The organism is Cohnella xylanilytica, from assembly GCF_014212175.1.
Taxonomy (GTDB): Bacteria; Bacillota; Bacilli; order Paenibacillales; family Paenibacillaceae; genus Cohnella; species Cohnella xylanilytica.
In genome coordinates, this window is sequence record NZ_JACJVR010000110.1 from 63,428 (window position 1) to 89,301 (window position 25,874).

The following is a 25,874-nucleotide window of genomic DNA, read 5'->3' on the forward strand; positions in this document are numbered from 1 at the left end:
TTGTCGACAAGTTGGAGGGCGAAAAGACCGCTCTTACCGGTCTTCTTCGCGATGCGGAAGGCTGTGGCGGAGCGTGACGTACGAATCGTCGAAGTATCGCCGCACCCGCTTCTGCACCTCTTCCGGGTCTCCGCTGCGGATACCCTGCAGCAGAATCCGGTGCTTCTCGATCACCGCTTCCACCCGCTCTTCGCCTTCGGCGAACACCTCTTCGGTCGTGATAAGCATGACCGTCATAACGAGCTGCCGAATGCTTCTCCACAGCTGCCAGATCCGCGAATGCTTCGCCTCCGCGATGATCGTCTCGTGGAAGGACAAGTCCTGGAACGCGAACTCCACCGGGTCCCGGTGCCTGCCGGCCAGTTCCATCTTGTCGATGATCCGCTCGAGCACGACGGATAACGCCTTGGCGTCCAGGGCGGCGATCCGGGATTGGACGAAGCTCTCGATCAGGTAGCGAACGTCGTACAGCTCCCCGACTTCCTTCGGTCCGAGGCCGATGACGACGGCGCCCATCCTCTCCAAGCGGATCAGGCCTTCGCTGGAGAGCGTTTTCAACGCTTCCCGCACGGGCGAACGGCTCGTCCCGAATTCGGCCGCGATTCCGTTCTCGGACAGCTTGTCGCCCGGCTGAATGGTGCCGCTTACAATCTTCAGCCGAATATTGCTGGCGATCCCTTCGCCAAGAGAAGCTCCCCGCAGCCAAGCTTCCGGGTAGTTCATGCGGAGCTTCACCCCTTCCAACCTATCTGTCTACTTGTACACAAGTTGCTTTATTATCCTACACCCAAGGATGCCGTTTTGTAAATATCCGATTTGGAAGCGCGTTATTCGCGCATGAAAGCGGTCATGAATCGATGGAGCGCCCGTTCCGGAACGACGTCGACGCCGAAGCGGACTCGGCGGCCGGCCGCCGGATCCGGCGCGCTTCGGCGGTCGGCGACGACCATTCCCGCCGTCACGCCTCCTTCCGCAGCGACTTCGGCGTACCATTCGCGATAGACGAACGGCTCCGGGCTCGCCGCCGCGAGAACGGCGGCGGCCGCGCGCAGGGGGACCCGTCCGACCGGCTGGCCCGGGTGCAGAGGATGGCGGGCGCGATAGTCGATCAGCCTGGCCAATAAGCGAACCGCCCGGCTCCGCGCTGCCGGGACGTACGGCTCCATTCGCTCCAGCTCGGACCGGCCGATCGTCAGCTTCGCCGAGACGTCGAGGCCGATCGCCGTCAGCGGCTCGGCCGTCCGGAACAGAATCGCCGCCGACTCCGGGTCGGCATGGAAGTTCGCTTCGGCGACCGGCGTCGCGTCTCCGGGCTCCAGCACCGTGCCTCCCGCGACGAAGACGCTCTTGAACTTGGTCCCGATGCCGGGGTCTTCCCGCACGGCCAGCGCCCAGTTCGTCGTCGGGCCGGCGAGAACGAGAGCGATCTGGCCCGGCGCCTCGTTCGCCTTGCGCGCCAAATAAGCGGCTGCCGATTCGGCGGCCGGCGTTCGGTCGGACGGAGGCAGCAGAACGTCCCCGAGGCCGCCTCGGCCGTGCGCGGCCGGATCGGGCTCGGCGATGCCCCGCTCGAGCGGGCTCTCGGCGCCGGCGGCGACATCCGCATCGCAGCCGGGCTCGATCAGACGGACGAGCCGAAGCGCCCGTTCCGCGGCATGGCTCGCGCTCGTCGCTCCGCGCGCGGTCGTGACGCCTTCCAGCCGAATTCCCGGATCGGCCAAGGCATAGAGCAGCGCGATGGCGCCGTCGATGCCGGCGTCCGTGTCGAGAACAAGGCGCAGCTTCTCATCCGATTTCATATCCGAGTCCCCCTCCGCCCTCCGCGACGGACCGCTCTCCCCGACGCGCGACAGCCTTCCACCAAGCCGCAAAGGGCAGCTCGGAGGTCCTGCCGACCGTAACGGTGCCGCCCCTTGCCGCCCTTATGGAGAGTTTACTTGTACTTCTTCCAATCCATGCCGCTGTTGTTCAATAAATACTCGAAGTCGTTCTCGAGCCGCTTCTTCTCGGCCGCGCGCGCTTCTTCCTCCTGCTTGCGAGCCTTCTCCCGCCGCTCGGCCTCCTCGGCCTTCATCTGCTCCGCCTGCGCCTTCAGCTTGCCGACGACTTCGGCGCTGAGCAGGTCCTTGAGCGTCGCCGCGGGCGCTGCGTCGGCGGCCGCTTCCGGCTTCCGGCTCGTCGCCGGCTTCTTCTTCGCCATCTCCGGTCCTTCTCCCTTACAAAGTCATGCTCTCCCCGGGAGCGAGCACCCGTCCCCGGATTCCCTTCTCTTCCAGCTTCTTCACGAACGCTTCGGAATCCTGCCGGATAACCGGGAACGTGTCGTAGTGAACGGGCACGACTTGCCGCGCCCCGAACCACTCGGCCGCCTGCAGCGCGTCGTCCGGTCCCATCGTGAAGTGTCCGCCGATCGGGATGAACGCCAGATCGATCGATTCCCGCTCGCCGATCATCTTCATGTCCGAGAACAGGCTCGTGTCTCCCGCGTGCAGAATCGTCTTCCCTTCCGCGCGGATCAGGAAGCCGGCGGGGACGCCGCCGTACATGATTCTCTTCTCTTCGTGCAGGGTAATTCCCGACGTATGGAACGCCTGGATCATCTTCGCCTGCGCGAAGCCCAGATCGACCGTCCCGCCGAGGTTCATGCCGATCGTGTCGAGCCCCTTCCACGACAGGTACGTCGCGAGCTCGACGACGGCGACTACCTTCGCTCCGTTCGCCTTGGCGATCGGCTCCGCGTCCAGGATGTGATCGTCGTGCGCGTGGGTCAGCAGAACCGCATCGACCTTGATGTCCTCCGGCTTGGCGACGGCGAGAGGGTTGCCGCGCAGGAACGGATCGATGATGAGGGATTGTCCGCCCGTCGTGATTTGGACGGATGAATGTCCGTGATAGATGATCTCCATGCGAGAATCGCCTCCTTCCTCCCTATCATAAAACAAACTCGGGCCGAATCAAACTGTCCGCGAACATTCTGTGATTTTATTGACTACAGTTAAAAGCGGAGGTATGATGGAATACCATAAGGAACAATTAGGACCGGTGGAGCTTCTTCGTCCATCAACCCGAACGAGGTGTGAGCCATGATATTGAGCGTTCTCGATCAATCGCAGATTTGCGAAGGAAGAACCGCCGGCGAGACTCTCGCCGAGACGACCCGGCTGGCGCAGCTCGCCGACAAGCTCGGGTACCATCGCTATTGGGTGTCCGAGCATCACTCTTCCCGGGCTCTCGCCCACTCCAGCCCCGAAGTGCTGATCGCGCACCTGGCCGCGCGAACGGAGCGGATCCGGGTCGGCTCCGGCGGCATTATGCTGCCCCACTACAGCGCGTACAAGGTCGCCGAGAACTTCCGGCTGCTGGAAGCGCTCCATCCCGGCCGCATCGACGTCGGTCTCGGCCGCGCACCCGGCGGGATGCCTCTGTCCACCCGGGCGCTGCAGGAAGGCAAGTACGGCGACATCGACCGCTACCCGCAGCAGGTCGACGATCTGAACGCTTATCTGCGGGATTCGCTGCCGGCGAACCACCGCTTCGCCGGCCTGCACGCGGCTCCCTCGATTCCGACGGCGCCGGAGGTATGGCTGCTCGGCTCCAGCCTGGGAACCGCCCAGATCGCCGCCCGCAAGGGCGCGAACTACGCGTACGCGCAGTTCTTCGGCGTGCCCGGCAGCGAAGACGCCGTCCATTACTACAAGGACAACTTCCAGCCGTCCGAATTGAATCCCGAGCCCCGCGCGCTCGCGGCGGTTATGGTCATCTGCGCCGACACGGAGGAAGAAGCGTCCCGTCTCGCCACGAGCACCGATCTGTTCTTCCTCTCGCTGGAGCACGGCCGGCTGCTCGACTGGTTCCCTTCGGTGGAGACGGCGGAGAGCTATCCGTACACCGAATACGACCGCGAACGCATCCGCGCCGTTCGCCAGCGCCGAATCATCGGCACGCCGAAGCAGGTCCGCAACCGGCTGCTGAACATGCAGGAGCAATACGGGATCGACGAATTCATGGTCGTCACGCTCACCCACGACTTCGACGCGCGGATGAAGTCGTACCGGCTGCTCGCCGAGGAATTCGGGCTCTAAGGGAATCTCGGCCGCCGATATCCTCGCCTCATTCATAAAGCCCGCTCCCTCCTCCGGAACCGGAGCAGGGAGCGGGCTTTAAATCGGGCTTTAAAAGGTTCGCCGCCGATCAGCCTTTCGCCTTGGCGACGGCCTTCGCCAGCATCGCGGCGTAGAACTCGCCGCCCTTGCGGTTCAGGTGCACGCCGTCCTTGGCGAAAAATTCGGTCTTGCCTTCGCTGGCGGAATACCAATCGACCAGCGTCGCGTTGTCGTAATCCGCCGCCGCGTCCTTCAGCAGGTCGTTCACGTCGTCCTGCCACTTGCGCGGCACGCGGGTGTTGACGATCAGGATCGTTCGGTCTTTCCCGATCGAATCGAGAAGCTTCTTCAGCCTCTTCTCGCCGGCCGGACCGTTCGTGCCGAGCTCCAAGATGACGAGCTCGCCCATGTCGCCGGCCTTGAGGTGCGCGTCGATCGTGTCCTGCGCTTCGGACAGCTGGCGTCCGACTTCGCCGTCGACGACGATGCCCGGCAGCAGCTTCTCCAGATACGGCTTCACGCCGAGAATGACGGAGTCGCCGATGACCGTAATTCCCTTGCCGGATTGCGGCTCCGGAGCGTCGGCATCCTTCCCGCCCGCTTCCGGCTTCGAGCCGGCCGGCGCGGAGCCGCCGCCTCCAGCAGCCGGCTTGGCGCCGCCCGCGGTCGCGCCGCTTCCCGGCTTCCCGCCGGTTCCGGCGGAACCCGGCTTCTGGCCCGACGCCGGAACCGTTCCCGGCTTCGGCAGCCCGGTGGCCGTGCCGATGCCGACGCCGGAGCCGATGACGCCGCCTCCGGCGGGATGATCGATTACGACGACGGAGGAGCCGCCGTTCGCGCCCGGCTTCGCATCGGGCGTCGAGAGCGGAATCCCTCCGTTCCCGTCGCCGGCCGAAGCCGAATTCCCGCCATCGGCCCCCGATCCGCCGCCGATGCCGCCGCTTCCTCCGGCGCCGGCCGATCCGCCGTCCGCGGAGCCGCCCGGCGCCGTAATCGCGTTCGCTTCCCCGACCGAGCCGGTGCCGACGCACGAGACGCACAGCACGATGGTCAAGCTCGCCGTAGCCAAGGCGGCGGCCTGCTTCCTCGCCCAGCCCCGCTGACGCGTGCGGGCGGCGAACTCCCGCGCTCCCTTCTTCCAAGCGCCGCGGAGGATGGGCTCTTCGACGTACTTCCAGGACAAGGCGGCCAAGGCAATGCTGGCGGCCGTCTGCAGAACCGCGCGCCAGAGGTCGAAGCTCTCCGCTTCCGAGGCCGGAGTCGTCAAGGCGATGACCGGATAATGCCATAGATAAATGCCGTAAGAACGGGCGCCGATCCAGCGCAGCGGCTTCGCGGAGAACACCTTGCCGATCGTGCTCGACGGATGCGCGAGACAAGCGACCAGGACGGCCGACGCGACCGACAGAAGCACGAGGCCTCCGCGGTAGACGAACGAGTCGTATTCGCTCCACTCCGCCATCATGTACAGGATCGCCGCCAGCGAAGCGGCGCCGACGCCGTTCAGAAGGCGCCTCGCGCCCGGACCGTCCGTCTCCTTCAGCTTGGCGCTCGGCCAGACGACGGCGAGCGCGGCGCCGATGAGCAGCCCGAACACTCGCGTGTCGCTGCCGTAATAGACGCGGCTCGGGTCCTCGCCCGGCGAGTACAGCAGCGCCATCGCCAGCGCGGAGGCGGCGGCCCCGGCCGCGATCGCGCCGGCCAGCCGGCCCCTGCGGGGGAGAACGCTCAGCAAGCCGACGAGGACGAGCGGCCAGACGAGATAGAATTGCTCCTCCACCGCGAGCGACCAGAAGTGGCCGAACGGGGACGGAGGCCCGAAGCTCTCGAAATACGAGACTTTATGGTAAATGAGCCACCAGTTGTTGACGTAAGCGACCGCGGAACCGATATCCCCGCCGAGCGAACGCAGCCGCCCCGCATCCGTGGCGAGCAGCCAAGCGGATACGACGGCGAGCATGAGAAGCATCGCGGGGAGCAGCCTGCGGGCTCTGCGCAGCCAGAAGTCCTTGAGGTCCAGCCTTCCGCCCTGCTGCCATCTGGCGACCAATTGATCCGTAATCAGATAACCGGATAAAACGAAGAAAACGCCGACGCCCAAATACCCTCCGGGCGCCCCTTGCCAATTGAGGTGGTAGGCGATAACCGCCAATACCGACAATGCCCTCAGGCCGTCGAGGCCGGGCATATACCTTGCTTTCCCATGTGTGTTATTGCGCATGCCAGCGGACTCCTTTTAAGGGTCGAATCAAGAATGGAGTGGTTTGTGGTCTATCAAGCATGAATTGCGTGCCGATGGGCCGGTAAGGGCCAAACGTCATTCCGATTGCCTAATTCCAACTTCGTTGTCTTGCTCTGAAGCTGCGATACGCAGTACGGGTTAATGCGATGCTGTCGTCGTTCTCGAATGCGGTACTGCTCGTTCAATGAACCCATGACTCATGCTTGGATAAACGTCCGCTGTCAAGCTTGAACGGCTAGTCGTGTGGGCAGCCCTCCTCGTTCGGCGAACCTCGCGTACAGCCCCGGTTCCGCCCCGTATGATCTTGTTGCTTAATAGACGATGAGAACCGCGATAAGGTTCATGAAATCCTGCCGAATTCGGTCGAAAACAAACAAAAAAGACCGCTTTTTTTGCGGTCTTGTCCAATGGCCGGATCGGCCTTAATTCGACGGCTCGAACTGGGGCGAAATTCGCCCGTCCGTCACCCTTCGCTCGAACCGTCCTCGTCCTCGTCCATCATGTAGGCGAGCAGCAGCGCGGCCGTGTTCGCGACCGCGTCGGCGTGGGTTCGCTCCATGCCGTGGGAGGCATGGACGCCCGGCCCGATGAGCGCGGCCCGGATGTTGCTGCCGCCTCTCAAGGCGGCGGAGGCGTCGGAGCCGTAGTGCGGGTAGATGTCGACCGCGTGCGGAAGCCCTTCCCGCTTGGCGAGCCGGACGAGGCGGGTCGTCATTCCATAATCGTACGGACCGGACGAGTCCTTGGCGCAGATCGATACGTCCCGCTCGGTCGCGGACAGGTCGTCGCCGATCGCGCCCATGTCGACGGCGATCAGCTCCTCGACGTCCGCCGGAATCCACGCCGTCCCGTGGCCGACCTCTTCGTAGACGGAGAAAATCATTTTCACCGTTCGGACCGGCTTCCTTCCCTCTCTCGCCAGCCATTCCAGGACGCCGAACAGGGCGGCGACGCTCGCCTTGTCGTCCAGATGGCGGGACTTGATCCACCCGCTGGGCAAAATCCGCGCGCGCGGATCCCAGGAGACGAAGTCGCCGGGAGCGATACCGAGCTTCTCCGCGTCTTCCTTCGAGGAGACCGCCTCGTCGATCCGGATCTCCATGTTCGCCTCTTCCCGCGCCCACTCCCTCGCGTCGGAATAGACGTGCACGGAGGGCTTCGTGGACAGCACCGTTCCTTCGTACGTTCGGCCGTCCCGGGTGTGGACGAGGCAATATTCCCCCTCCACCGTCTGCATGGCGTACCCGCCGATCGGCGTGAAGCGGAGCGTGCCGCCCGGCTTGATCGACCGGACCATCGCCCCGAGCGTGTCGACGTGCGCGGACAAGGCGAGCGAGCCTCGTCCGTCCTCCGCTGCCGCGCCCGGAATCGTCACGATCCCGTTGCCCTTCGGCGTCGTCTCGAGCCTATAGCCCAGCTTCTCCGCCTCCGCCCGCAGCAGCTTCATGATCGCCATGCAGTAGCCGCTCGGACTCGGCGTGTTCAAGAGCCGGCCCAGCAGCTCCAGCATGTATTCCCGGTCCAGCGACGGCTTAAGAGGCTCGCTCATCCGATCCCGCTCCTTCTTAGTCGTAGTCTTTGTGGTGCCATTCGTCCTCGGGGATGTTCAGATCCTCGCCCGAGAAGCGCTGCTCCTTGAACGGATCCGCGTAGTTGTGGAACCCGTTGCGCTCCCAGAACCCGGGGCGGTCCTCCTTCATGAATTCGAAGCCCCGGATCCATTTCGCGCTTTTCCAGAAATACAGATGAGGCACGAGCAAGCGAAGAGGCCACCCGTGCTTGTCCGTCAGGGGCAAGCCGTTGTAATGGGTAGCGAGCAGAATGTCGTCCCCCATCAAGTCTTCCAAGGGAATGTTCGTGTCGTAGTCCTGGTCCGCGTGCACCATGACGTGCTTCGCCTCCGGCTTCACCTTCAGCAGCGCGAACAGGTCGCGGAACCGGACGCCTTCCCAGGACGTATCCAGCTTCGACCATCTCGTCACGCAGTGGATGTCGCAGTCGATCCGCACGCGCGGCAGAGCCATCAGCTCGCCATAGGAGAAGCTTCTCTCCTCTTCCACCTCGCCGAAGATCCGCAAATCCCAAGATTCCATATCGTAGCGAGGCACTTCGCCTTCGTGAAGGATCGGGAACCGCTCCGTCAGCACTTGCCCCGGAGGCACCCGGCCTCCCCACTCCGCGTTCGGCTCGGGCGCCTTCGTCCGCTTGATTCGTTCCGCTTTGCTAATCATGATGCCTTCCATCCCTTCCCCTAAGGCCCCCGAAGCCGAGAGCCGACTTGTAAAAATTATAAAGACCCCCGATCGGACGTGTCAAACCGCTCCATGGATGATTCTGCCTTGCGTTGCCCATTCTAAGCAGGAATTCGGATTCATCAATCTTGTTCGGAGGGACGCGGCATGGCTATCGTATCCGTCAAGGAGCTTACGAAGATCTTCGGAGCGGAGCCGCATCGGGCGCTCGACTTGCTCGCGAAGGGACACAGCAAGAAGAAGATCTATGAAGAGACGAAGCATACGGTCGGCGTCAACCGGGTCAGCTTCGACATCGAGGAAGGCGAAATCTTCGTCATTATGGGGCTGTCCGGCAGCGGGAAGTCGACGCTCATCCGGCTGCTGAACCGGCTCATCGAGCCGACCGGCGGGGAGATCTGGTGCGGCGACCGCAACGTCGCCAGGATGAATCCGGCAGAGCTGCGGGAATTCCGGCGTCGGCGGATGGCGATGGTGTTCCAGAAGTTCGCGCTGTTCCCGCATATGACCCTCGCCCAGAACGTCGAATACGGCTTGAAGATTCGCGGCGTCGACGGCGGGAAGCGCAGGGACCGGGCGGTCGAATGCCTGGAGCTGGTCGGCCTGAAGGGCCTGGAGAACAGCTACCCCGATCAGCTCAGCGGCGGCATGCAGCAGCGGGTCGGCCTTGCCCGGGCGCTCGCGAACGAGCCGGACATTCTGCTCATGGACGAGGCGTTCAGCGCGCTCGACCCCTTGATCCGCAAGGATATGCAAGACGAACTGCTCGATCTGCAGCAGAAAATGAAAAAAACGATCATCTTCATTACCCACGACTTGAACGAAGCGCTGCACATCGGCGACCGGATCGCGCTGCTCCGGGACGGCTCCATCGTGCAGATCGGCACGCCCGAGGAGATTCTGATCAACCCGGCGAACCGGTACGTCGAGCGGTTCGTCGAAGACGTCGACCTGTCGAAGGTGCTGACCGCCGCCCACGTCATGCGACGCCCGGAGACGATCTCGCCCGAGCGCGGCCCTCGCGTCGCGCTGCAGCTCATGCGGGACAGCGGCATCTCCAACCTGTACGTCGTCGACAAGGCTCGCCGCCTCATCGGGGTCATCACGGCCGACGACGCTTCGAACGCGATCAAGGACGGGCGGTCGCTGCTCGACATCGTCATCCGCGACGTGCCGACCGTGCCTCCCGACCAGCATCTGAACGACCTGTTCGAGGTAGTCGGCCGCACGCCGGTTCCGGTCGCCGTCACCGACGAGAACGGCAAGCTGCTCGGCATCATCGTGCGCGGCGCAGTGCTGGCCGCCCTGACTGGCAGCGCGGATCATATCAATGTGGAAGGAGAATCGTAAATCGCGATGCCCAAGCTGCCTCTCGATCAATGGGTGGAGTCCGTCGTCGACTGGCTGGGAACGAACCTGAGCCTGCTGTTCCAGGTTCTGTCCTCCGCCATCGGCGGCACGGTGTACGCGTTCTCCGCCCTGCTTCATCTGCTTCCCGCGTGGCTCATCATCGTCCTGTTAGCCGCCCTTGCCTATCGGCTCGGCCGCTGGCCGCTTGCGCTGTTCGCCGCGGTCGGGCTGCTGCTCATCTGGAACCTCGGCTACTGGGACGCGACGATGGAATCGACCGCTCTCGTCCTGACGTCTTCCCTCGTCTCCATCGTGCTTGGCGTCCCGCTCGGCATCTGGTGCGCCGCCAACCGCACCGTTCGCAACGTCCTGACGCCGCTGCTCGACTTCATGCAGACGATGCCCGCCTTCGTCTATCTCATTCCGGCCGTCACCTTCTTCGGCCTCGGCGTCGTCCCCGGCGTCATCGCCTCCGTCATCTTCGCGATCCCGCCGACGATCCGGCTTACTCACCTCGGCATCAAGCAGGTTCCGGGCGACTTGATCGAAGCGGCCGATTCCTTCGGCTCGACGCCGGGCCAGAAGCTCATGCAGGTGCAGCTTCCGCTCGCCCTGCCGAGCATGATGGCGGGCATCAACCAGACGATCATGCTGTCCCTGTCGATGGTCGTCATCTCCTCCATGATCGGCGCCCAGGGCATCGGGGCCGACGTCTACCGGGCCGTCACCCAACTGAACACGGGCCAAGGCTTCGAGGCCGGGCTCGCCGTCGTCATTCTGGCGATCCTGCTTGACCGGCTCTCGCAGAAGGCGGTCGGAGGCGGCGGCGGTAAGCGTCGCGGGCGCACGGGTTCTCTGCGCCGGGCTTCGTGGATCGCCGCCGGGCTCGTCGTCCTGCTCGTCGCCGCCGGCGTCTTCCAGTGGGCGCAGAACCGGGCGGGCACCGAGAACGAGGTGGCTCGGTCCGTGCATAGCGAGATCATCGGCATCGACCCCGGCTCGGGGCTTATGAAGGCGGCCTCTCAGGCGATGAAGGACTATGAGCTGGACGGCTGGAAGCTCGTCGAAGGCTCGGGTACCGCGATGACGGCCGCTTTGAACAAGGCCTATACGAACAAGCAGCCGATCATCATCACCGGCTGGACGCCGCACTGGATGTTCATCAAGTACGACTTGAAGTATCTGGACGATCCGAAAGGATCGTTCGGCGGCAGCGAAGAGATTCATACGATCGTCCGCAAGGGATTGAAGACGGAGCAGCCGGCCGCTTACCAGTTCCTCGACCGCTTCTCGTGGAAGCCTTCCGATATGGAGGAAGTGATGAATTCCATCTCGGACGGCATGCAGCCGGCCGCCGCCGCGGACAAGTGGGTGAAGGAGCATCCGGACCTCGTCGCTCCTTGGATCGAAGGAATCACGCCCGTCTCGGGGCAGCGGATCAAGCTGGCGTTCGTCGCCTGGGATTCGGAGATCGCCAGCACGAACGTCGTCCGCTCCGTCCTGGAGACGAAGCTCGGCTACAAGGCGGACATGCTGCAGGTGGAGATCGGCCCGATGTGGGCCGGCATCGCCGGCGGCGACGCCGACGCCATGGTCGCCGCCTGGCTGCCGACGACGTCGAAGGATTATTACGACAAGTACAAGAGCCAAGTCGACGACCTCGGCGCCAACCTGTCCGGCACGAAGCTCGGTCTCGTCGTGCCGGCGTATATGGACGTGAACTCGATCGAGGATTTGAAGTGAATCTGCGTGGAAAAGGTAAATAGGCTGTCCCTAAAGCGAAGTTCGCTTGCGGGGCAGCCTATTCGTGTCGAGTATTGCCTTTTATTCAACAACTCGATGATTGTGCCATTCGAACCTTGAATTCGCGACCCGATTTCCAGGTTAGGGTTGTTTTTTCGGATGAACGTCTTTTTGTACCAATTCCAGATTCGGAGGGAGGAAGGCGGCTAACGAATCGAGGAAACGCTATTCCGAAGATTTCAAGGATTTTTCGATCCTAACGAATCGTAGCGTCGCTATTTCGTTCTGGAAGCCCGTTTTTCACCCAGTTGGCCCTAAATAAGATTTCCTGGATTCGTTAGAGTTTTAAAATGAGCTTCTGACGCAAAATAGCGACTCTGGAGTTCGTTAGAGAACGGGGCCTATGAAGCGAAGCGATGTTATTTGCGGTTGTGCCTCAACCTTTATGATAATTCCCCTTTTTCTTTTAGCCGCTTTATCAATTCCTTTGCCTGCCTTCTTGTCTTTACAATGATGACTTTCTTTTGATCTCTTACGGAATCTAACTTATCGATTACATTTGGTCTGCTTCTTTTCTTGTAATTCCAAACCCATTTGACAAATTCCCAATCAAGCTTCTCCGGACATTCCTCATTCAGATCGGGTCTTGTTGTGCCGTGGTATCGAATTCTTCGTTTAAAAATCCGATACAGACATAACCATCTGGGCATATCTAAAAAGAGGACAACGTCGGCACGCTTCAATCGTAAATCCAGTGTCCTTGAGTAATTGCCATCCATAATCCACCGTTCTCGGTTAGCGGCTTCCATAACAAATCGATCCCACTCGTCATTTGGAGTTGGAATCCAGTTTGGTTTCCAGAAGTACTTGTCTAGGTGAATAACGGGGAGCTGTAAGCGTTCGCCAATTCGCTGGGATAACGTAGACTTTCCCGAACCGGCCGAACCAATGACCAATATACGATTCATGGGGTCTTCTCCTGTTTTTGTGCTCACGCCGATTCAAGGATACGCCTATCTTCGTCCACGATTCGTTAATCGGAAGGATAACCGTCATTCAAAAACCAATAAAGCATTTTTTGCTTCATGCGATTCGCTATATCCCGGTCTCTTAGCTTAATCCAGCGGTAAAAGGGTCCTTCAATAAACCCCAATAAATCCTTTTTACATCTTTCGAGGCTGTCGATTAGTTCTTCATAAGTAAAACGAATACTAATGAGTTCTTCCTGCTGTACTTCCGGATCATCTGACCATACCACAGCATAATCATCGAAATAAATAATTCCAGGCGACGGGTCATGCCCTAGCCATGGACTTTGTTTGGCACGAATCGAAAAGCTAATCGGCTGCATATCTTCAAGTCCGCAACAACAACCAGGCAAAATATAGGTTTCATCATCTTGAATAAAAGCAACCCCGCCTAAAATGGCCACTTCATCTTCCTTTAAAAGTTCTTCAAATGATTCCTCAAATGACCAAGAGGCACTAATTTTGTTGTAGCCAAATAAATGCAGCAAAAACAATTCTACTTCAGAATCACTGCTATTCGAAGATAAGAAAGTGAACTCCATTCGAGTCGCTTCTTGCTCAATCCATTAGGCTTATCGTAATATGGCTCTCGAATTACTGGTTTTATATTGGGCATCCACATCAACCCGCTTTATTCTATTTTAATCTGCTTTTATTTACATACGTCATTGTGCTAAATTCTCGAAATATACTACATCTCCTTCCTGAGATCCAATATCCATCATTTCGCAACTATCTTTCGGATCGTTCTGTGAGAGCCGTCACAGTAGCAGATTCGGGTTCGTATTGGAGTATAGATGACTACGAGGAGACCCAGCCGGATTGCTAGAGAATACGAGTGCGATGAATTGGACCCGGTTCCGCCCTCAGAAGGTGCCTGGCCTGGAATGGTGTACGAAAAATCATATAAATTCTTCCTCGAAATGGCACTTTTTTTGATTGTTGTATGAAAAAACATACAAACTCCGCCCCATTATGGTTCTTCACCAATAATTTGTATGATAATTCATATAAAGTTCATCTGCATTGTTTATCTAGAAGAATCTGTACGAAAAATCACACAATTCAAGCCGGCTTCCTGCGGCGCATCCCGCAACGCCGACGAATTTGGGCTCTTTAACTTGTTATTTGGAGCTTAAATATGAATGGGTCACCGGCTCTTTTCTCAACGAAAATATCGCCTGACGACCCACTCCACCAAATCGTCCGTACCATCCTGCGTAAATACGGTAACGTCGAACGTCGGCACCGGCAGCCAGCAGACGACCGCGGCTACATGGCTGAGCGTCCGAGCGAGCTCAACATCCTTCGCCTCCCGAACAAGCACGATCTTCCTATTCCGGCACTTCCACGTACTCCGATACTCTGGCTTTTAAAATCTCGATAAGCTCTTCGTCCATAAATCGGTAGTCGTCCGGGATGTCCAGACAGTGTAGCGGCTTGGCGGCCAGAGCCTCCTGGAATTTATCCTTAAGCCGTCTGACATGCTTCCTCTCCATCGCGAAGATCAGATCCGCCCAACCGACATGTCCTTCCGTCACTTTGATTCGGGCTCCATCCTCGGTGCCGGCGGACCGAACCTGGTATCCGTTAACTCCGTCAAATATCTTCTCCGCGGTAAGACTGCGCCACTTATTCCGGCTGCAGACGAAAAGCAGTTTTATCTCGCTCACCTTGCCCTTAGTTGTGTTTACTTGCGCTCCGCCTATTTCTCGATCTTAAACGTAAACTTCCAATCGGCCTCGTTGCCCGAATAGCGGCCCCGGTTCTCGACGACTTTGACGTTCAGCTCCTTGTTGACGGATTTCTTAACGTTCGAGACTTTCAGCGTCGCATTCGTCGTACCTTTATCGGGGATTTTATCCTGCTCTTCGGCGTAAGCCTTCAGCTTAAGCGTATCCGTAGGCTTGACCGTTAAAGTCAGCGTCGAGCCCTCTTCGATGGTTTTCCCGTTCACGGACGCGGTCGTGTACCACTCGTTGCCCACATGGTCGTTATCGACCAGTTCGACGCTCACGAGCGTGACTTTGATTTTGATCGTCTTCGCGGCCGCCGACACCGGCTGAATCAACAGACTAAACGCAAGCACAACGCCGACTGCAAGCTTCCATACTTTGGACATGGAGGGTGCCTCCCTCAATGAATGATTTTAGCCGAGTTCATTCAAATATGATTGAACGGTCTCATAAAGCTCCAGCTTTTCCATCCCCCGTATGTCATGCCCGCTCCTGGCGAAGTCACGGACTCGGAGGTTCGGATAATTCTTTGTGTATTTCTCCAACGCGTAAGAGACCCTTCGAGAAGATCCGTATAGGGAAAAACGTCGAAAACCCGCTTCTCGGACGACGGCTTCGACATCCTCGACATGCCCCTCCTCAATGCCCCGTTTCTTTTTCCATCTGAATCGTGATCATTCTGCGGCCGTCGTCGAGCGTAGAGATTCGAATGTCGAACGGTCTAAAGCCATGTTTATGATAAAAAGCGAGTCCTCTTGAATTCGTATTATGGCAAGAGAGCAGCAGCCGCTTGGCCCCATGGTTCTCCTTGGCCAGCCGAAGCATCGCTCGTATCAACGCCTCCGCCGCGCCTTTGCCTCTATACTCGGGAGACACGATGACGTTCCCCAGCCAGCACACTTCTTCGCCCGCGTCGTAAATATTCGCATAGGCCGCAACCCGCCCGGTCGATTCCTCGACGATGACGGTGGGATCGTACCGGCCCTTCCGAAGCTCCAGGATTTGCTCGGGCGTCAAGGGGAATTTCGCTCGGGGACTCATGTAGAATAGTTCCTCGGCCGACTGCGGGAACGTGCAAATCCGCTCCAAGTCTTCTTCGGCTAACGGTCGATGAATGTACATCTCCATTGAGCTCCTATCTGGTTTGAACTGGATAATTCGCGATTTACATGTAAACTCCTGCTAATCCGCGCGATCCGAAGGGGCCGCAGTCGGCAGGACAACCTAAATCTTCGAATAGTTGACGCGCGGGAGCATCGACCGGCAGAAAAACTTGAATCCGTGGATAGTCACAGTTGCTCGAGGTCATCGAAACTTGCTTGAAGCGAATGGGAACAAGCTCCCCTGCGCTGTCCGCTCGGGCCAATATGGATTGCGCGCGGTCCGGCTCTTCTTCAGAAATCTGCCTTTTCTCGTACTTGTCGACTTTTTCGTTCAAGCCATAGTCTTGAGCCCGCCGAACCAATCTCTGATACCAATCGTCATAGCGAGACAGCAAGTGTTCTCTCTTGAACGCCTGAATTCCATGAACGATGTGCGACTCCCACAGCTCGAACGACTCTTTGTCGAACGTGGATCGGGAGCGGATGGGCAGATCGGGATGACAGTGGAGATCGATTCTATTCATAAGAGTGTCGAAGGCTCGATCGAGGGGGATTTCGAACAAACGGAGGAACGGCTCGTTATAGCCCTTGATATCCTGAGTAGAAGTAACGATCATAGCGGGAAAAGGAAGGTCTCTCATCGTCCGCTGCGCCCAGTCCAAGCCAAGCTTGAGCTCCCGTCCTTCCCATTCGGTCCGGATCGGAAGGTACCCCGCTGCCATCAATAGATCGTTGCGCTCATCGGAGCCGCATTCCAAATAATCCGCGATGCCGATGATCGTCTGACGATCCGGGATGCGGCGAGAACGTCCGACCAGCAGATTCTTATAGGTAGGACAAGCTTCGTCGTTCAACTCCTGCTGGGTAAACCGTTTCCAGGTCGAACGCGGCCGGTCGGCACGCTCCCGTTGGCGCTTCATCCGCACCGTCTCGATCTCCCCCAAGACGATTTTCAGCGTGGAGTCGTCCGTTGGCATATCCCTCTCCCTTTCGCCAATCGAGGTGTAGTTCTGCACTTGGTGCGCAAAATCGCTTCAAGTATACTCCTTGATGAAATCGCAGGTCAATTCGATTGACCTGCATCCAATTTACTCAGTTCATGGAGGGATAGACAGATGATTCGCGCCATCGTAACCGATCCGCATACTGCCGATTTTTTTACGATCAAGGAAGTGGAAGCTCCCGTAGCTCAGGCTTGGGAAGCGATCGTTCAGGTTCAAGCCGTCTCTCTCAATCGCGGTGAAGTTAAGGATGCATTAGATTCCGGGAAAATAGCCAGACCAGGCTGGGACTTCTCCGGGACGGTCATCGCGCAAGCCGCGAACGGCGCGGGTCCGCGGAGTGGAGCCCGAGTTGTCGGCCTCCTCCCGATGGGAGCGTGGAGCGAGCAAGTAGCAGCCCCCGTATCGATGCTGGCCGAGATTCCGGACGAAGTCTCCTTCGCGGAGGCCGCGACGTTGCCGGTAGCCGGTCTGACTGCGCTCTATGCGCTTCGCAAAGAAGGTTTGCTGCTCGGCAAGCGTATCCTCATTACGGGCTCAACCGGCGGAGTCGGCCTGTTCGCCCATCAGCTTGCGGCGCAGTCCGGCGCCTTCGCCGTTGGAACGGCCAGCACCGCGGAGAAGGCGCAGCTAGTCCGGGAAGCCGGAGCCGACGAAGCGGTCGTTGGCTACTCCGGAATAGCGTCGGCCAGCGAATTCGGACCTTTCGATCTGATCGTCGATTCGGTCGGCGGCGATACGCTTGCCGCTCTGCTGCCGCAGCTTGGGCCGCAGGGCATTTGCGTCGCGGTGGGATTCTCCTCCTCGCCCGTCGCAACCGTCGATATGAGGAACTTGGTGACTTCCGGCGGGAGAACGCTGTACGGCTTCTTCCTCGGGGAGGAACTGAACCGCCATTCGGCGGCGGACGATCTCCGATTGCTGGCCCGGCTGGTCGCGGACGGCCGATTGACTCCCCGGATCGAAGCGGAGGCGCCGTGGACCGAGATCGGTTCCGTCGCCCGCAGCCTGCTCGAACGGAAGTATTCCGGCAAAGCCGTTTTGTCGCTAAGCTAATTCGGTGGCGAACGATCATCGACATTTCATTCTATGGCATACTCATCTGTTGAGATAAGTTGTTATAGAATACGACCGCTTGGGTATGCAGAAATTTCCGCTCGAGCAGTACCTTAGAGCTTGCTGGGTATGCGGTATAAGGACGATAAAGCCTAACGGACACCGCTGCGCCTATTTCATAAAAAAAGTCATTTTTGACCGTTTGCCGAGCCATTAACGGCCATAAGATTGGAGGTTTAATGCCAAGCGGGTCACAGAAGAATAGTCCCTGCAATGGCAATTTGCCCTGTTGCATTTCGCTGCTGTAAAATAAGGAAAGGCGCAGCCGATTTGTCAGAAAGAGGTTTTTCATGTTCGGAATGGCACTTATCATCCTAATCGTCGGGCTGTTATTCGTTGTGCGCGGCAAGACGGTTCAAGAGTCCGGCAAAGCGCGATATTGGTTAGGCTTCTCGCTGATCGGAATGACCGTCTTCTTCCTTCTAATCGGTATCTCGCAAATCTTGGATATTTCTAGCACCGGATCGGCCATTAATCGGCAATAACATGGGAGATCCCGTAAGGGATCCCCTTAACAAGCATATGAAATCCGCATGACAAACATCTGTAACCCGAGTTATCGAAAATCCATAAATTCATCTAAATAGTAACCGTCCGATTCCCAAGTATCGCCTAAGTCATGATAAATTTCAAGAATCGTTTTTTTGGGTAATCCGCAATTTTTAATTAGCCACTCCTTCATGTAAAAAATATCTCTATCCTCCCACAATAAATCAAGAATGCTTGATTCCTTTGCGGCATTGTCCGGAACGAATATTGCGAATGGCGAATGAAGAGTTCGCAGCAATTCAAAACAGAATGTTCTAAGGCTATGTTGAACATCGTTATCCTTCAGAAATGCAATCCACCGGTAATAATGATGAAAATAACATACACTTTTTGAAAATGTTAGGGATATCCCGCATGGTCCAATGCAATCGACTGTTCCCTCTAATTCGTCCGCAATAAGTCGCCATTTCTTATTCGAATCTTTAGGATTATAGGGCAACAAATCGTTAACGAACTCATTAATAAATGGATATCGAGCAGGATTATCATTTAAGTCAATAATCAAGTTCTCCAATTCGTCAATCTTCATTGAGTGCCCCATGAACGCCGTAAAATTCATTCCCATTGAGACACCATCCACTCAATCGTTATTATTGGTTCGATCTATTCGAGCTTCGAGTTCTTTCTACTTTCAATCCACTTTTCAACTTCTCTCTTAATCTCTTTGGTATCAAATACGTTTAGAATCATTTCTATCTGATAATCTTCTATTTCATCTAGTTTAATAGCACTTATCACTAGACTTTCCAATGCAATATAGGTTTCATGTTTATATATCTGAATGATCCTCGACAGCACTTCATCCGACCAATTAAGCTTGCTCAATTAGTACCAAATAATATGCTCTTTTACGCCTCGTTTTATATGAAGAATGTCTATGTTATTCGCTATTGTTTCAAGAGCTGCTGGATTTAACAAACCATGAAGACCCAATTGCTCATCCAACGCCATGGAGTTAATGAATGATTCGATTTTCTTGACTTGACCGCATGTCGCTGCTTGATTGATTTGATCAACTATCTGAGTAATGTCTGTAATAGAGACTCCTCCTTTTAGCCTTCTGTTGGGTAGAAAAGCTAAAGTAACATAATCGCCATCGCTAAGGCTATTAACCAACAGTATGAGAAAGGACGGCACCCGCTGCCGTCCTTTGCCTCGCCTATTGCCCCCTGCCCTGCTTAACCCGCTCCGCCAATCCTTGAAGATCCATCCCCTTCAAAGCGCCTTCGATCAGCTCCGGCAGCTTATCCGGCGAGCAGCCGAAGCACGGGATTCCGTACTGGGAGAGCTTCCGCGCGACATCTTCGTCATACGCGGGAACGCCGTCGTCCGAGAGCGCGAGCAGGCAGATCGTGCGAACGCCCGATTCATGCATGTCTCGCAGCCTCCGAATCATCTCCGTCCGGTTGCCGCCTTCGTACAGATCCGATACGAGCAGGAAAATCGTCTTCTTCGGCTCCGTCACGAACGATTCGCAATAAGCGACCGACTTGTTGATATCCGTTCCGCCGCCCAATTGAATGCCGAACAAGAGATCCACCGGATCGTTCGCGCAAGCCTCGGTGAGATCGACGACTTCCGTATCGAACGCGACGACGCGCGTGTCGAGCGACGGCATGCTGGCGAAGATGGAGCCGACGATCGACGCATAGATGACGGAATTCGCCATCGATCCGCTCTGGTCGATATCGAGAATGACCGTCCATTCCTTGCTTTTCCGCGCGCGATCGAAGAAGTAGACCTTCTCCGGAACGAGCTGCTTCCGCTCCCGGTCGTAATGATTCAGGTTGCTCCGGATCGTCCTGCCCCAATCGAGCCCCGTCAACGAAGGCAGCGGCGAATGCCGTCTGCGGTTCAAGGCTCCCGTCACCGCCCGGGCAAGATCGCTGGCCAGCCGCTTGACGATCTCGTCCACGACCTCCCGCACCAAGGCGCGCGCCGTCTCCTTCGTCCGCTCCGGGATTTGCCCGCGCAGCGACATCAGGGTGGCGACCATCCCGATATCCGGCTTCACTTGGGACAGCAGCTCCGGCTCGAACAGCAGCCGCGTCAATCCCTTGCGCTGAACGGCATCCGCTTGAATGACCGACACGATATCCGTTGGGAAAAACGAGCGCACGTCCCCGAGCCACTTCGCCAGCTTCGGAGCGGATGCGCCGAGACCGGCCGACCTGGAGCCGCCGCCGGCTCCTCCCGCGCCCGAAGCCCCTCCGGCGCCGGCTTCCCCGCTCGTTCCGTCGTAGATAGCGGCCAGCGCTTCGTCCATCAGCAGGCTCTCTTCGTCGAGAAGCCCTCCGCTCGCCGACCCTCCGACGGCCGATAACAGCTTCTCCTCCGCCGCGGCGCCCAGGATGAGCCGCCACCGCTTCGCCTGTTCCGCGTCCAATGCCGTCATCGTCTACAGATCTCCGAAATCAAAATCGTTAAGTTCATCGAGACTCCTCTTCTCCTCTTCGTTAAGCGGACGCTGCAGCGCTTCGCCCGTCGTATCGGCGCCCGTGCCCCAGATATCTCCGAGCAGCTCGGCGATCGCCGCCTTCTCCCGCGGTTCGAAGGTGCCGAACGCCCGTCGCAGGAAGACGAGCGACCGCTTGAACGGCTCCGCTTCCAGGGATTGGATGTAGGCATCCAAATGCCGCCATAAATAATCCCGCGACAGGAGCGCGTATCGATTCCGCAAGGACAGCCCCTCGAACCATCCCGCGCCCAGATCGGCCGGAATGCCGGGCGACAGCCGCCTCGCCACTTCCCGCGCGCACTCCTCTTCCCCGGCTTCGTTCCGCTCCAGCACGATGGAGAACGCATAGCCCGACAGCTTCGGGTTCCGGTCGTCGCGCTCGGCAAGTTCCTTCAGCTTGGACAGCCATAGCGGCTCGTCGACTTCCGAGTAGTGCTCCTGCGCGACCGCGTTCATGGCATGAATCGCGGAGACCATCCCGGCGGCCGCATCGTCGTTGCAGCCGGACGCTTCGATCAGCATCAGGCAGCCGCGCAGGAAGAGCTGCCGCATAATCGGAAGCAGCGGTTCCGTATCGATTCGCCGTACGGAACCGTATTGCAGCTGAACGGACAGCTCGCGGACCGTCTCCGCGATCTGCTCGAAGTTGCCGGCGTCGACGGCTAGCCGCTGCAGCGCGGACACCGCGTCGCCGGCGACTTGCGGAAGTCCGCATTCCCCGGCGAGGCGGATAATCTTCGCCGCCTCCGCGATGTCGGCGCAGGCATGCAGCCGCTCGTGAAGGACATACGCGGCGGCCAGCTCGACCGTCTCCCCTTTAAGCGTGGATTCGACGGTCTCGATCTCCGCCTCCGGCGACCACTGCAGCACCCAGCGCTCCGCCCAAGTGGCGTCCGCTTGACGCGCGTGCTGCTTGCGGGCGAACCGAATGCCCAAGACGGCCAGCCGGTGAAGCAGCACCGACCGGTTCAGATCGAGAAAGGCGGATTCCTCCGATTGAACCCGGCGATTCTCCCGCAGGTCGAGATCCAGCTCGGCGGCGACCAGCGTCTTATACTTCTCCAGCTTGAGACGCTTCAGCTCCCGGTTCAGGTCGTCCTGCACCGGCGTCTGGCTCACGCCTTCCGGCAAGCTTCCGATCGCCGTGCCGATATCCGTCCGCGCCAGCGCTTCCGCGACGACCGCGAATTCGCCGTGGCCGAACAGAATCGTCGCCGCGTCGCGAAGATCCTTCCAGGTCGGCCTTGCGCCGTCGTGCAAGGAGGCCAGCGCTTCGGCCAGCCGGACGCCCTCGATGACGGACGCGGTCGAACGCCACGTTCCTTGCTCGCGCATCCGCGAAGCGACCGAGGACAAGTACAGCGCCGGGAGCCGGTCCAGATCCCCTTCGAGCATGCATTGCCAGAGCAGCTCGAAGTAGGCGGGGGCGGCGTTGCCCGCCCCGTAGCCGGAATGCGACGAGAGCTTGTAGTACGAGTAAGGCATAAGCGTCATTCTCGTCGGCACCCGCGGCAGAAGCGCCAGCTCTTCGTCCGTCATCGCGGGACGCTCCGGCGTCAACGCCGGCGTATGGTGGGCGCCGGTCAGCACGACGATTCGCTCCGGCAGGTGGCCGGCTGCGATCGTGTCGCGGATCTTGCGGCGCATGTACGATTCGCGGATCTCGTTATAAGCCGATTCCTGCGGAGCGGCGCGAAGCTCCTCTTCCTCCGTCATCGCTCGCATCTCTTCCGAGAAGCGGGCGATCGCGGCGCGGTAGGAGCCCGGCTCCAGGCTGTGCTCGAAATGGCGTTCCCAGTACGCCTCGTAATCCGGCTCTCCGGACAGCTCCGCGATTCGCGCGTACAAATCCGGCCGCTTGCGCTCCCTCTCGTCTTCGTTCGCGTCCTCGTTCCCGTGCTCCCGCTTACGCTCTTGCTTGCGTTCTTGCTCCCGCTTGCGTTCGATCTCGCCGTAAGCTTCCCGCTTGCGCTCGACGATCGCCAACGACGCTTCCGTCGGCAGATCGATGAACTCGGCATGCCGGCCGTTCCGATGCGCCCACCGCAGCGCCTGATACTCCGGCGAGTAATCGGCGAACGGGTACAGCAGCGTTCGAACGGGCAGCTGCTCCGTATAGGCGAGCAGCGCGACCGGCGGCACGACGCCGCGCGAGACGAGCTGGCCGGCCAGCCCGCCGGCATCGCTCGGCCCTTCGATCAGCACGGCCGTCGGCTGCACCTCTTCAAGCAGCGCCAGAAGATGATAGGAACCGGCCGGCGACAGATGCCGGACGCCGAAGCGATGCGGCTCCCTCGCCCCGCTCACCCATTGATCTCCGAGCATGCGCCGTACAGACTCCGCCATGAGGCCCCCCGCTTTTTCATCACGTTCTCCAAATATTCCTTCCACGCCACGCGGTCCTTCTCTTCATCCTTCACGATGGCGCCCTGCAGGCCGGCCGCCACGTCTTCGTCGGTGATTCGCCCGTCGCCGAAGCTGCCCGCCAGCGCCATGCTGCCGGTCAGCAGGGAGATCGCTTCCGCCGTCGAGATGACGCCGGTCGGAGCCTTCACCTTCTCCTTGCCGTCCAGCGTAACCCCGCTGCGAAGCTCCCGGAAAATCGTCACGACCTTCCGAACCGTCTCCTCGTCGGGCTGAGACGCGCGCAGCCGATAACTGGCGGAGATCTCGCTCACCCGGCGGCGCACGATGTCGATCTCCGTCTCGAGGCTGGACGGCGCCGGCAGCACGATGATGTTGAATCTCCGCTTCAATGCCGCGGACATCTCGTTGACTCCCCTGTCGCGCGTATTGGCCGTCGCGATGATGGAGAAGCCGCGCTCCGCCGCCACCTCCCGGTTCAGCTCGGGAATGGCGATCGTCTTCTCCGACAGGATGGAGATCAGCGCGTCCTGCACCTCCGAAGCGCAGCGGGAGATCTCCTCGAAGCGGGCGATGCCGCCGCTCTCCATCGCGCGGAAGATCGGGCTGCGAATGAGCGCCTGCTCCGAAGGGCCTTGGGCGAGCAGCAGCGCGTAGTTCCAGGAGTAGCGAACGTGCTCCTCGCTCGTGCCGGCCGTTCCCTGAATGACCTTCGACGAGTCGCCGTGGATGGCGGCGGTCAGATTTTCCGACAGCCAGGATTTGGCCGTCCCCGGCTCCCCGATGAGGAGCAGTGCCCGGTCCGTGAGCAGCGTCGCGATCGCCATCTCGACCAGCCGTTTATGGCCGATATACTTGGGCGTGATGGCGGTATCGCCCGCTTGGCCTCCGACGATGAACGTCAAGACGGCTTTGGGCGATAATTGCCAGCCCGCTGGCCTCTCCTCTTTGTCTACTTCCTTGAGCGCCTCCAGCTCTCTCGCGTACAGCTTCTCCGCCGGCAATCTTAAGACATCTTGTTTCGGATCCATCCCCATAGTCCCCTTCCGCCTTCTTCGGCCGCGTCGTCCGGCTTCTCTTCCAATGCTTCGATAATGGAAAACAGTTCATTGCGCACGGACTCGTAAGCCGCTTGCTCCGCGAACGCGCGCAGACGCGGCGCGTACGCCTTCGGCATCGAAGCGATCAATCGCTTGTGCTGCCAATTCAGATAGTACAAGTGACGCCCGGCCCCCTTCTCCAGATGCCCCATGAGCAGCTCCGGAGCCTCCCGGTACCGGATGCGGAAGAGCGCGAGCAGGATATCGTACACGTGCCAATCGTTCGCCTTGGCATTCTGCAGCTTGCCCGTCAGGTAATCGGTCACGTCCCGGTCGGCCCGCTGCGCGAAAAGACAGACCAGCTCAGGCAGGTCGAGCCGGATGAACAGCTGCACCCAGCGCGGGTCCCACGCTGCTTCGGGAACGACTCCCGCTCCGTCCCGCTCCTCGTCCCCTCGCGTCTGATAGGCGGCCAGGCTGCGGATCGCGCCGAGCAGCTCCTTCGCCGCTTTGGATTTGCCCTTGCTCAGGAAGCCTGCGTAGCGATGGTAGACATCGGCCGGAGGCATCTGCCGGAAGGCGGCGCGGAATCCGTGTCCGAGGAACGAGCCTCGGCCGGCGTCTCCCAGCTCGATCGCGAACCGGTCCGCCTCCGGCCAATCCAGCTCGAGCAGAAGCTCCGCGGCCGCTTCCTGCGTCGTCTCCGTCTCCTGCACGAGGAAGGCTTCGGAAGACAGAAGCTTCCGGAGGAACGAATAGGTCTCCGCGGCCATCTGCCGGCCCGATCCTTCCAGGCAGCTTATCGCGGTCCGGATCTGCTCCGCCGCTTCGCTCTTATCGCTTCCTTCGCCGCTTAAATGTCGCTCCAACGCGTCCTCGCCGAATCGGATCATTCGCCCCATCAGCTCGGAAGAAGCGCTCGCCCGGATCGGATCGACCGCCAGCTCCCGATCCTTGGAGACAGCCGCTTCGTACAGCCGTTGCAGCGCGGCAGCCGTGCCAAGCTTAGCCAGCGAGAAGTAAGCCGCCGAGCGAACCTCCTTGCGCTTCTCCCGGCTAAGCTGCAATACCAACGATTCCTGCTCGGGATATTCGCCCAGAATCGAGACGGCCACGATCTTGACTTCCGGCGAGCCGTCGACGGCCGCTTCGGCGACGAGATCGATCATGGAGCGGCCGAGCTGACGATGGAGGAGCTGAAGCCTTCGGCCGTCCCCTTTGCCCCCCTGCAGGTTCAATTGGCTTCTCAAGACGGGCACCGCATCGCTTCCGAAGGCGGGAATCAGCTTCTCTTGAACGTAGTCCGGAATCTCCGCGTAGCTGTCGTCCAACGCCGAGCATATGGCCTGAAGCGCCCGCAGGTCGAGGAAGCTTCCGTCTTCGAACGAGGCCCGGATCTGTTCCAGGCGCCCCTGCCCTTTGGTCGTCAACGCTAAGATAAGCGGGTTCAGCTTCCGATAAGTCGTGTCGGTCTTGAGGCCGACACCCGCCCCCTGGACCGGCTGCGATTCCCCGGCCGTCTCCGTCCTCCCTTGCGTATACAGTACGGCGCTTAGCAGAGTGCCGAGTTCCAGCAGCTTCGCGGCGCTCTCTTCCCGTTCCGCGGCTAGCAATTCGTCCGTCGCGTCCGCGAGCCGCTTGAACACCGGCGCGGACTCGCCGAGGTTCCGCAGCCTGGGCAGCAGCTTCGTCAGCCTCAGATCGCCCGCGGCCATCGCGCTTCCGGCGATGAACAGACGGCGCGTCTCCTGCTGCAGTTCGAACAAAATGTCTATGCTCATATCGTCTC

Annotated in this window: 25 protein-coding genes; 5 read left to right on the forward strand and 20 right to left on the reverse strand. The window is 59.4% G+C overall.

Features of this window, described 5'->3' with window-relative positions; all coding sequences use genetic code 11:
- Positions 1-33: 33 nt before the first annotated feature.
- From H7B90_RS26795 to H7B90_RS26810, 4 genes are all read right to left on the reverse strand, one after another.
- Positions 34-723, reverse strand: coding sequence for a GntR family transcriptional regulator (locus H7B90_RS26795; RefSeq protein ID WP_185138966.1), 690 nt, complete (start codon positions 721-723; stop codon positions 34-36).
- A 104-nt stretch (positions 724-827) separates the two neighbouring features.
- The gene (locus H7B90_RS26800) at positions 828-1,799 is read right to left on the reverse strand and encodes a nucleoside hydrolase (RefSeq protein WP_185138967.1); all 972 of its coding nucleotides are present in this window, start codon (positions 1,797-1,799) and stop codon (positions 828-830) included.
- A gap of 134 nt (positions 1,800-1,933) precedes the next feature.
- Complete coding sequence (locus H7B90_RS26805; protein WP_185138968.1) at positions 1,934-2,200, reverse strand: YqkE family protein; 267 nt, start codon at positions 2,198-2,200, stop codon at positions 1,934-1,936.
- 16 nt (positions 2,201-2,216) lie between these two features.
- Positions 2,217-2,906, reverse strand: a complete 690-nt coding sequence (locus H7B90_RS26810; protein WP_185138969.1) for a metal-dependent hydrolase — start codon at positions 2,904-2,906, stop codon at positions 2,217-2,219.
- 177 nt (positions 2,907-3,083) lie between these two features.
- Here H7B90_RS26810 and H7B90_RS26815 point away from each other — a divergent pair, with 177 nt between their 5' ends.
- On the forward strand, positions 3,084-4,082 hold the full coding sequence (locus H7B90_RS26815; protein WP_185138970.1) for an LLM class flavin-dependent oxidoreductase: 999 nt from the start codon (positions 3,084-3,086) through the stop codon (positions 4,080-4,082).
- A 109-nt stretch (positions 4,083-4,191) separates the two neighbouring features.
- Here H7B90_RS26815 and H7B90_RS26820 read toward each other — a convergent pair whose 3' ends face one another.
- The 3 genes from H7B90_RS26820 to H7B90_RS26830 form a co-directional block, all read right to left on the reverse strand.
- Positions 4,192-6,324, reverse strand: coding sequence for an acyltransferase family protein (locus H7B90_RS26820; protein ID WP_185138971.1), 2,133 nt, complete (start codon positions 6,322-6,324; stop codon positions 4,192-4,194).
- Positions 6,325-6,808: 484 nt separating this feature from the next.
- Entirely contained in the window at positions 6,809-7,894 is a 1,086-nt protein-coding gene (locus H7B90_RS26825; protein WP_185138972.1) for a M42 family metallopeptidase, read from the reverse strand.
- A gap of 16 nt (positions 7,895-7,910) precedes the next feature.
- Positions 7,911-8,576 (reverse strand): sulfite oxidase-like oxidoreductase, encoded by a 666-nt coding sequence (locus H7B90_RS26830; RefSeq protein WP_185138973.1) that lies wholly within the window; start codon positions 8,574-8,576, stop codon positions 7,911-7,913.
- A 168-nt stretch (positions 8,577-8,744) separates the two neighbouring features.
- Between H7B90_RS26830 and H7B90_RS26835 the strand changes: the two genes are divergently transcribed.
- Both H7B90_RS26835 and H7B90_RS26840 read left to right on the forward strand, forming a co-directional pair.
- Positions 8,745-9,947 (forward strand): quaternary amine ABC transporter ATP-binding protein, encoded by a 1,203-nt coding sequence (locus tag H7B90_RS26835; RefSeq protein WP_185138974.1) that lies wholly within the window; start codon positions 8,745-8,747, stop codon positions 9,945-9,947.
- A gap of 6 nt (positions 9,948-9,953) precedes the next feature.
- Positions 9,954-11,690 (forward strand): glycine betaine ABC transporter substrate-binding protein, encoded by a 1,737-nt coding sequence (locus H7B90_RS26840; protein WP_185138975.1) that lies wholly within the window; start codon positions 9,954-9,956, stop codon positions 11,688-11,690.
- A gap of 443 nt (positions 11,691-12,133) precedes the next feature.
- Here H7B90_RS26840 and H7B90_RS26845 read toward each other — a convergent pair whose 3' ends face one another.
- The 7 genes from H7B90_RS26845 to H7B90_RS26875 all read right to left on the reverse strand — a co-directional run bounded on the left by H7B90_RS26845 (position 12,134) and on the right by H7B90_RS26875 (position 16,534).
- Positions 12,134-12,658 carry a DNA topology modulation protein gene (locus H7B90_RS26845; RefSeq protein WP_185138976.1) on the reverse strand — a complete coding sequence of 175 codons (525 nt, stop codon included), beginning with the start codon at positions 12,656-12,658 and terminating at the stop codon, positions 12,134-12,136.
- A gap of 65 nt (positions 12,659-12,723) precedes the next feature.
- Complete coding sequence (locus H7B90_RS26850) at positions 12,724-13,260, reverse strand: hypothetical protein (RefSeq protein WP_260411243.1); 537 nt, start codon at positions 13,258-13,260, stop codon at positions 12,724-12,726.
- Between the two features lie 623 nt (positions 13,261-13,883).
- Positions 13,884-14,045 (reverse strand): hypothetical protein, encoded by a 162-nt coding sequence (locus H7B90_RS26855; RefSeq protein ID WP_185138977.1) that lies wholly within the window; start codon positions 14,043-14,045, stop codon positions 13,884-13,886.
- A gap of 7 nt (positions 14,046-14,052) precedes the next feature.
- A complete protein-coding gene (locus tag H7B90_RS26860; protein ID WP_185139043.1) occupies positions 14,053-14,382 on the reverse strand; it encodes a low molecular weight protein tyrosine phosphatase family protein in 330 nt (109 codons plus the stop codon).
- Between the two features lie 41 nt (positions 14,383-14,423).
- Complete coding sequence (locus H7B90_RS26865; protein ID WP_185138978.1) at positions 14,424-14,840, reverse strand: hypothetical protein; 417 nt, start codon at positions 14,838-14,840, stop codon at positions 14,424-14,426.
- A gap of 253 nt (positions 14,841-15,093) precedes the next feature.
- The gene (locus H7B90_RS26870; RefSeq protein ID WP_185138979.1) at positions 15,094-15,576 is read right to left on the reverse strand and encodes a GNAT family N-acetyltransferase; all 483 of its coding nucleotides are present in this window, start codon (positions 15,574-15,576) and stop codon (positions 15,094-15,096) included.
- Between the two features lie 43 nt (positions 15,577-15,619).
- Positions 15,620-16,534, reverse strand: coding sequence for a hypothetical protein (locus tag H7B90_RS26875; RefSeq protein ID WP_185138980.1), 915 nt, complete (start codon positions 16,532-16,534; stop codon positions 15,620-15,622).
- Positions 16,535-16,672: 138 nt separating this feature from the next.
- Between H7B90_RS26875 and H7B90_RS26880 the strand changes: the two genes are divergently transcribed.
- Positions 16,673-17,614, forward strand: coding sequence for a zinc-binding dehydrogenase (locus H7B90_RS26880; protein ID WP_185138981.1), 942 nt, complete (start codon positions 16,673-16,675; stop codon positions 17,612-17,614).
- A 350-nt stretch (positions 17,615-17,964) separates the two neighbouring features.
- On the forward strand, positions 17,965-18,159 hold the full coding sequence (locus H7B90_RS26885) for a hypothetical protein (RefSeq protein WP_185138982.1): 195 nt from the start codon (positions 17,965-17,967) through the stop codon (positions 18,157-18,159).
- Positions 18,160-18,230: 71 nt separating this feature from the next.
- Here H7B90_RS26885 and H7B90_RS26890 read toward each other — a convergent pair whose 3' ends face one another.
- From H7B90_RS26890 to H7B90_RS26915, 6 genes are all read right to left on the reverse strand, one after another.
- A complete protein-coding gene (locus H7B90_RS26890; RefSeq protein WP_185138983.1) occupies positions 18,231-18,788 on the reverse strand; it encodes a hypothetical protein in 558 nt (185 codons plus the stop codon).
- A gap of 260 nt (positions 18,789-19,048) precedes the next feature.
- The gene (locus H7B90_RS26895; protein ID WP_185138984.1) at positions 19,049-19,360 is read right to left on the reverse strand and encodes a hypothetical protein; all 312 of its coding nucleotides are present in this window, start codon (positions 19,358-19,360) and stop codon (positions 19,049-19,051) included.
- A 22-nt stretch (positions 19,361-19,382) separates the two neighbouring features.
- Entirely contained in the window at positions 19,383-20,618 is a 1,236-nt protein-coding gene (locus H7B90_RS26900; protein WP_185138985.1) for a VWA domain-containing protein, read from the reverse strand.
- 3 nt (positions 20,619-20,621) lie between these two features.
- A complete protein-coding gene (locus H7B90_RS26905) occupies positions 20,622-23,006 on the reverse strand; it encodes a DUF5682 family protein (RefSeq protein ID WP_185138986.1) in 2,385 nt (794 codons plus the stop codon).
- Positions 22,985-24,076: an ATP-binding protein gene (locus tag H7B90_RS26910; RefSeq protein WP_185138987.1), complete on the reverse strand. Its 1,092-nt coding sequence runs from the start codon at positions 24,074-24,076 to the stop codon at positions 22,985-22,987. The genes H7B90_RS26905 and H7B90_RS26910 overlap by 22 nt, the downstream gene beginning before the upstream one ends.
- Positions 24,052-25,866, reverse strand: coding sequence for a HEAT repeat domain-containing protein (locus H7B90_RS26915; RefSeq protein ID WP_185138988.1), 1,815 nt, complete (start codon positions 25,864-25,866; stop codon positions 24,052-24,054). Before H7B90_RS26915 ends, H7B90_RS26910 begins: the two co-directional genes overlap by 25 nt.
- Between the last annotated feature and the right edge of the window lie 8 nt (positions 25,867-25,874).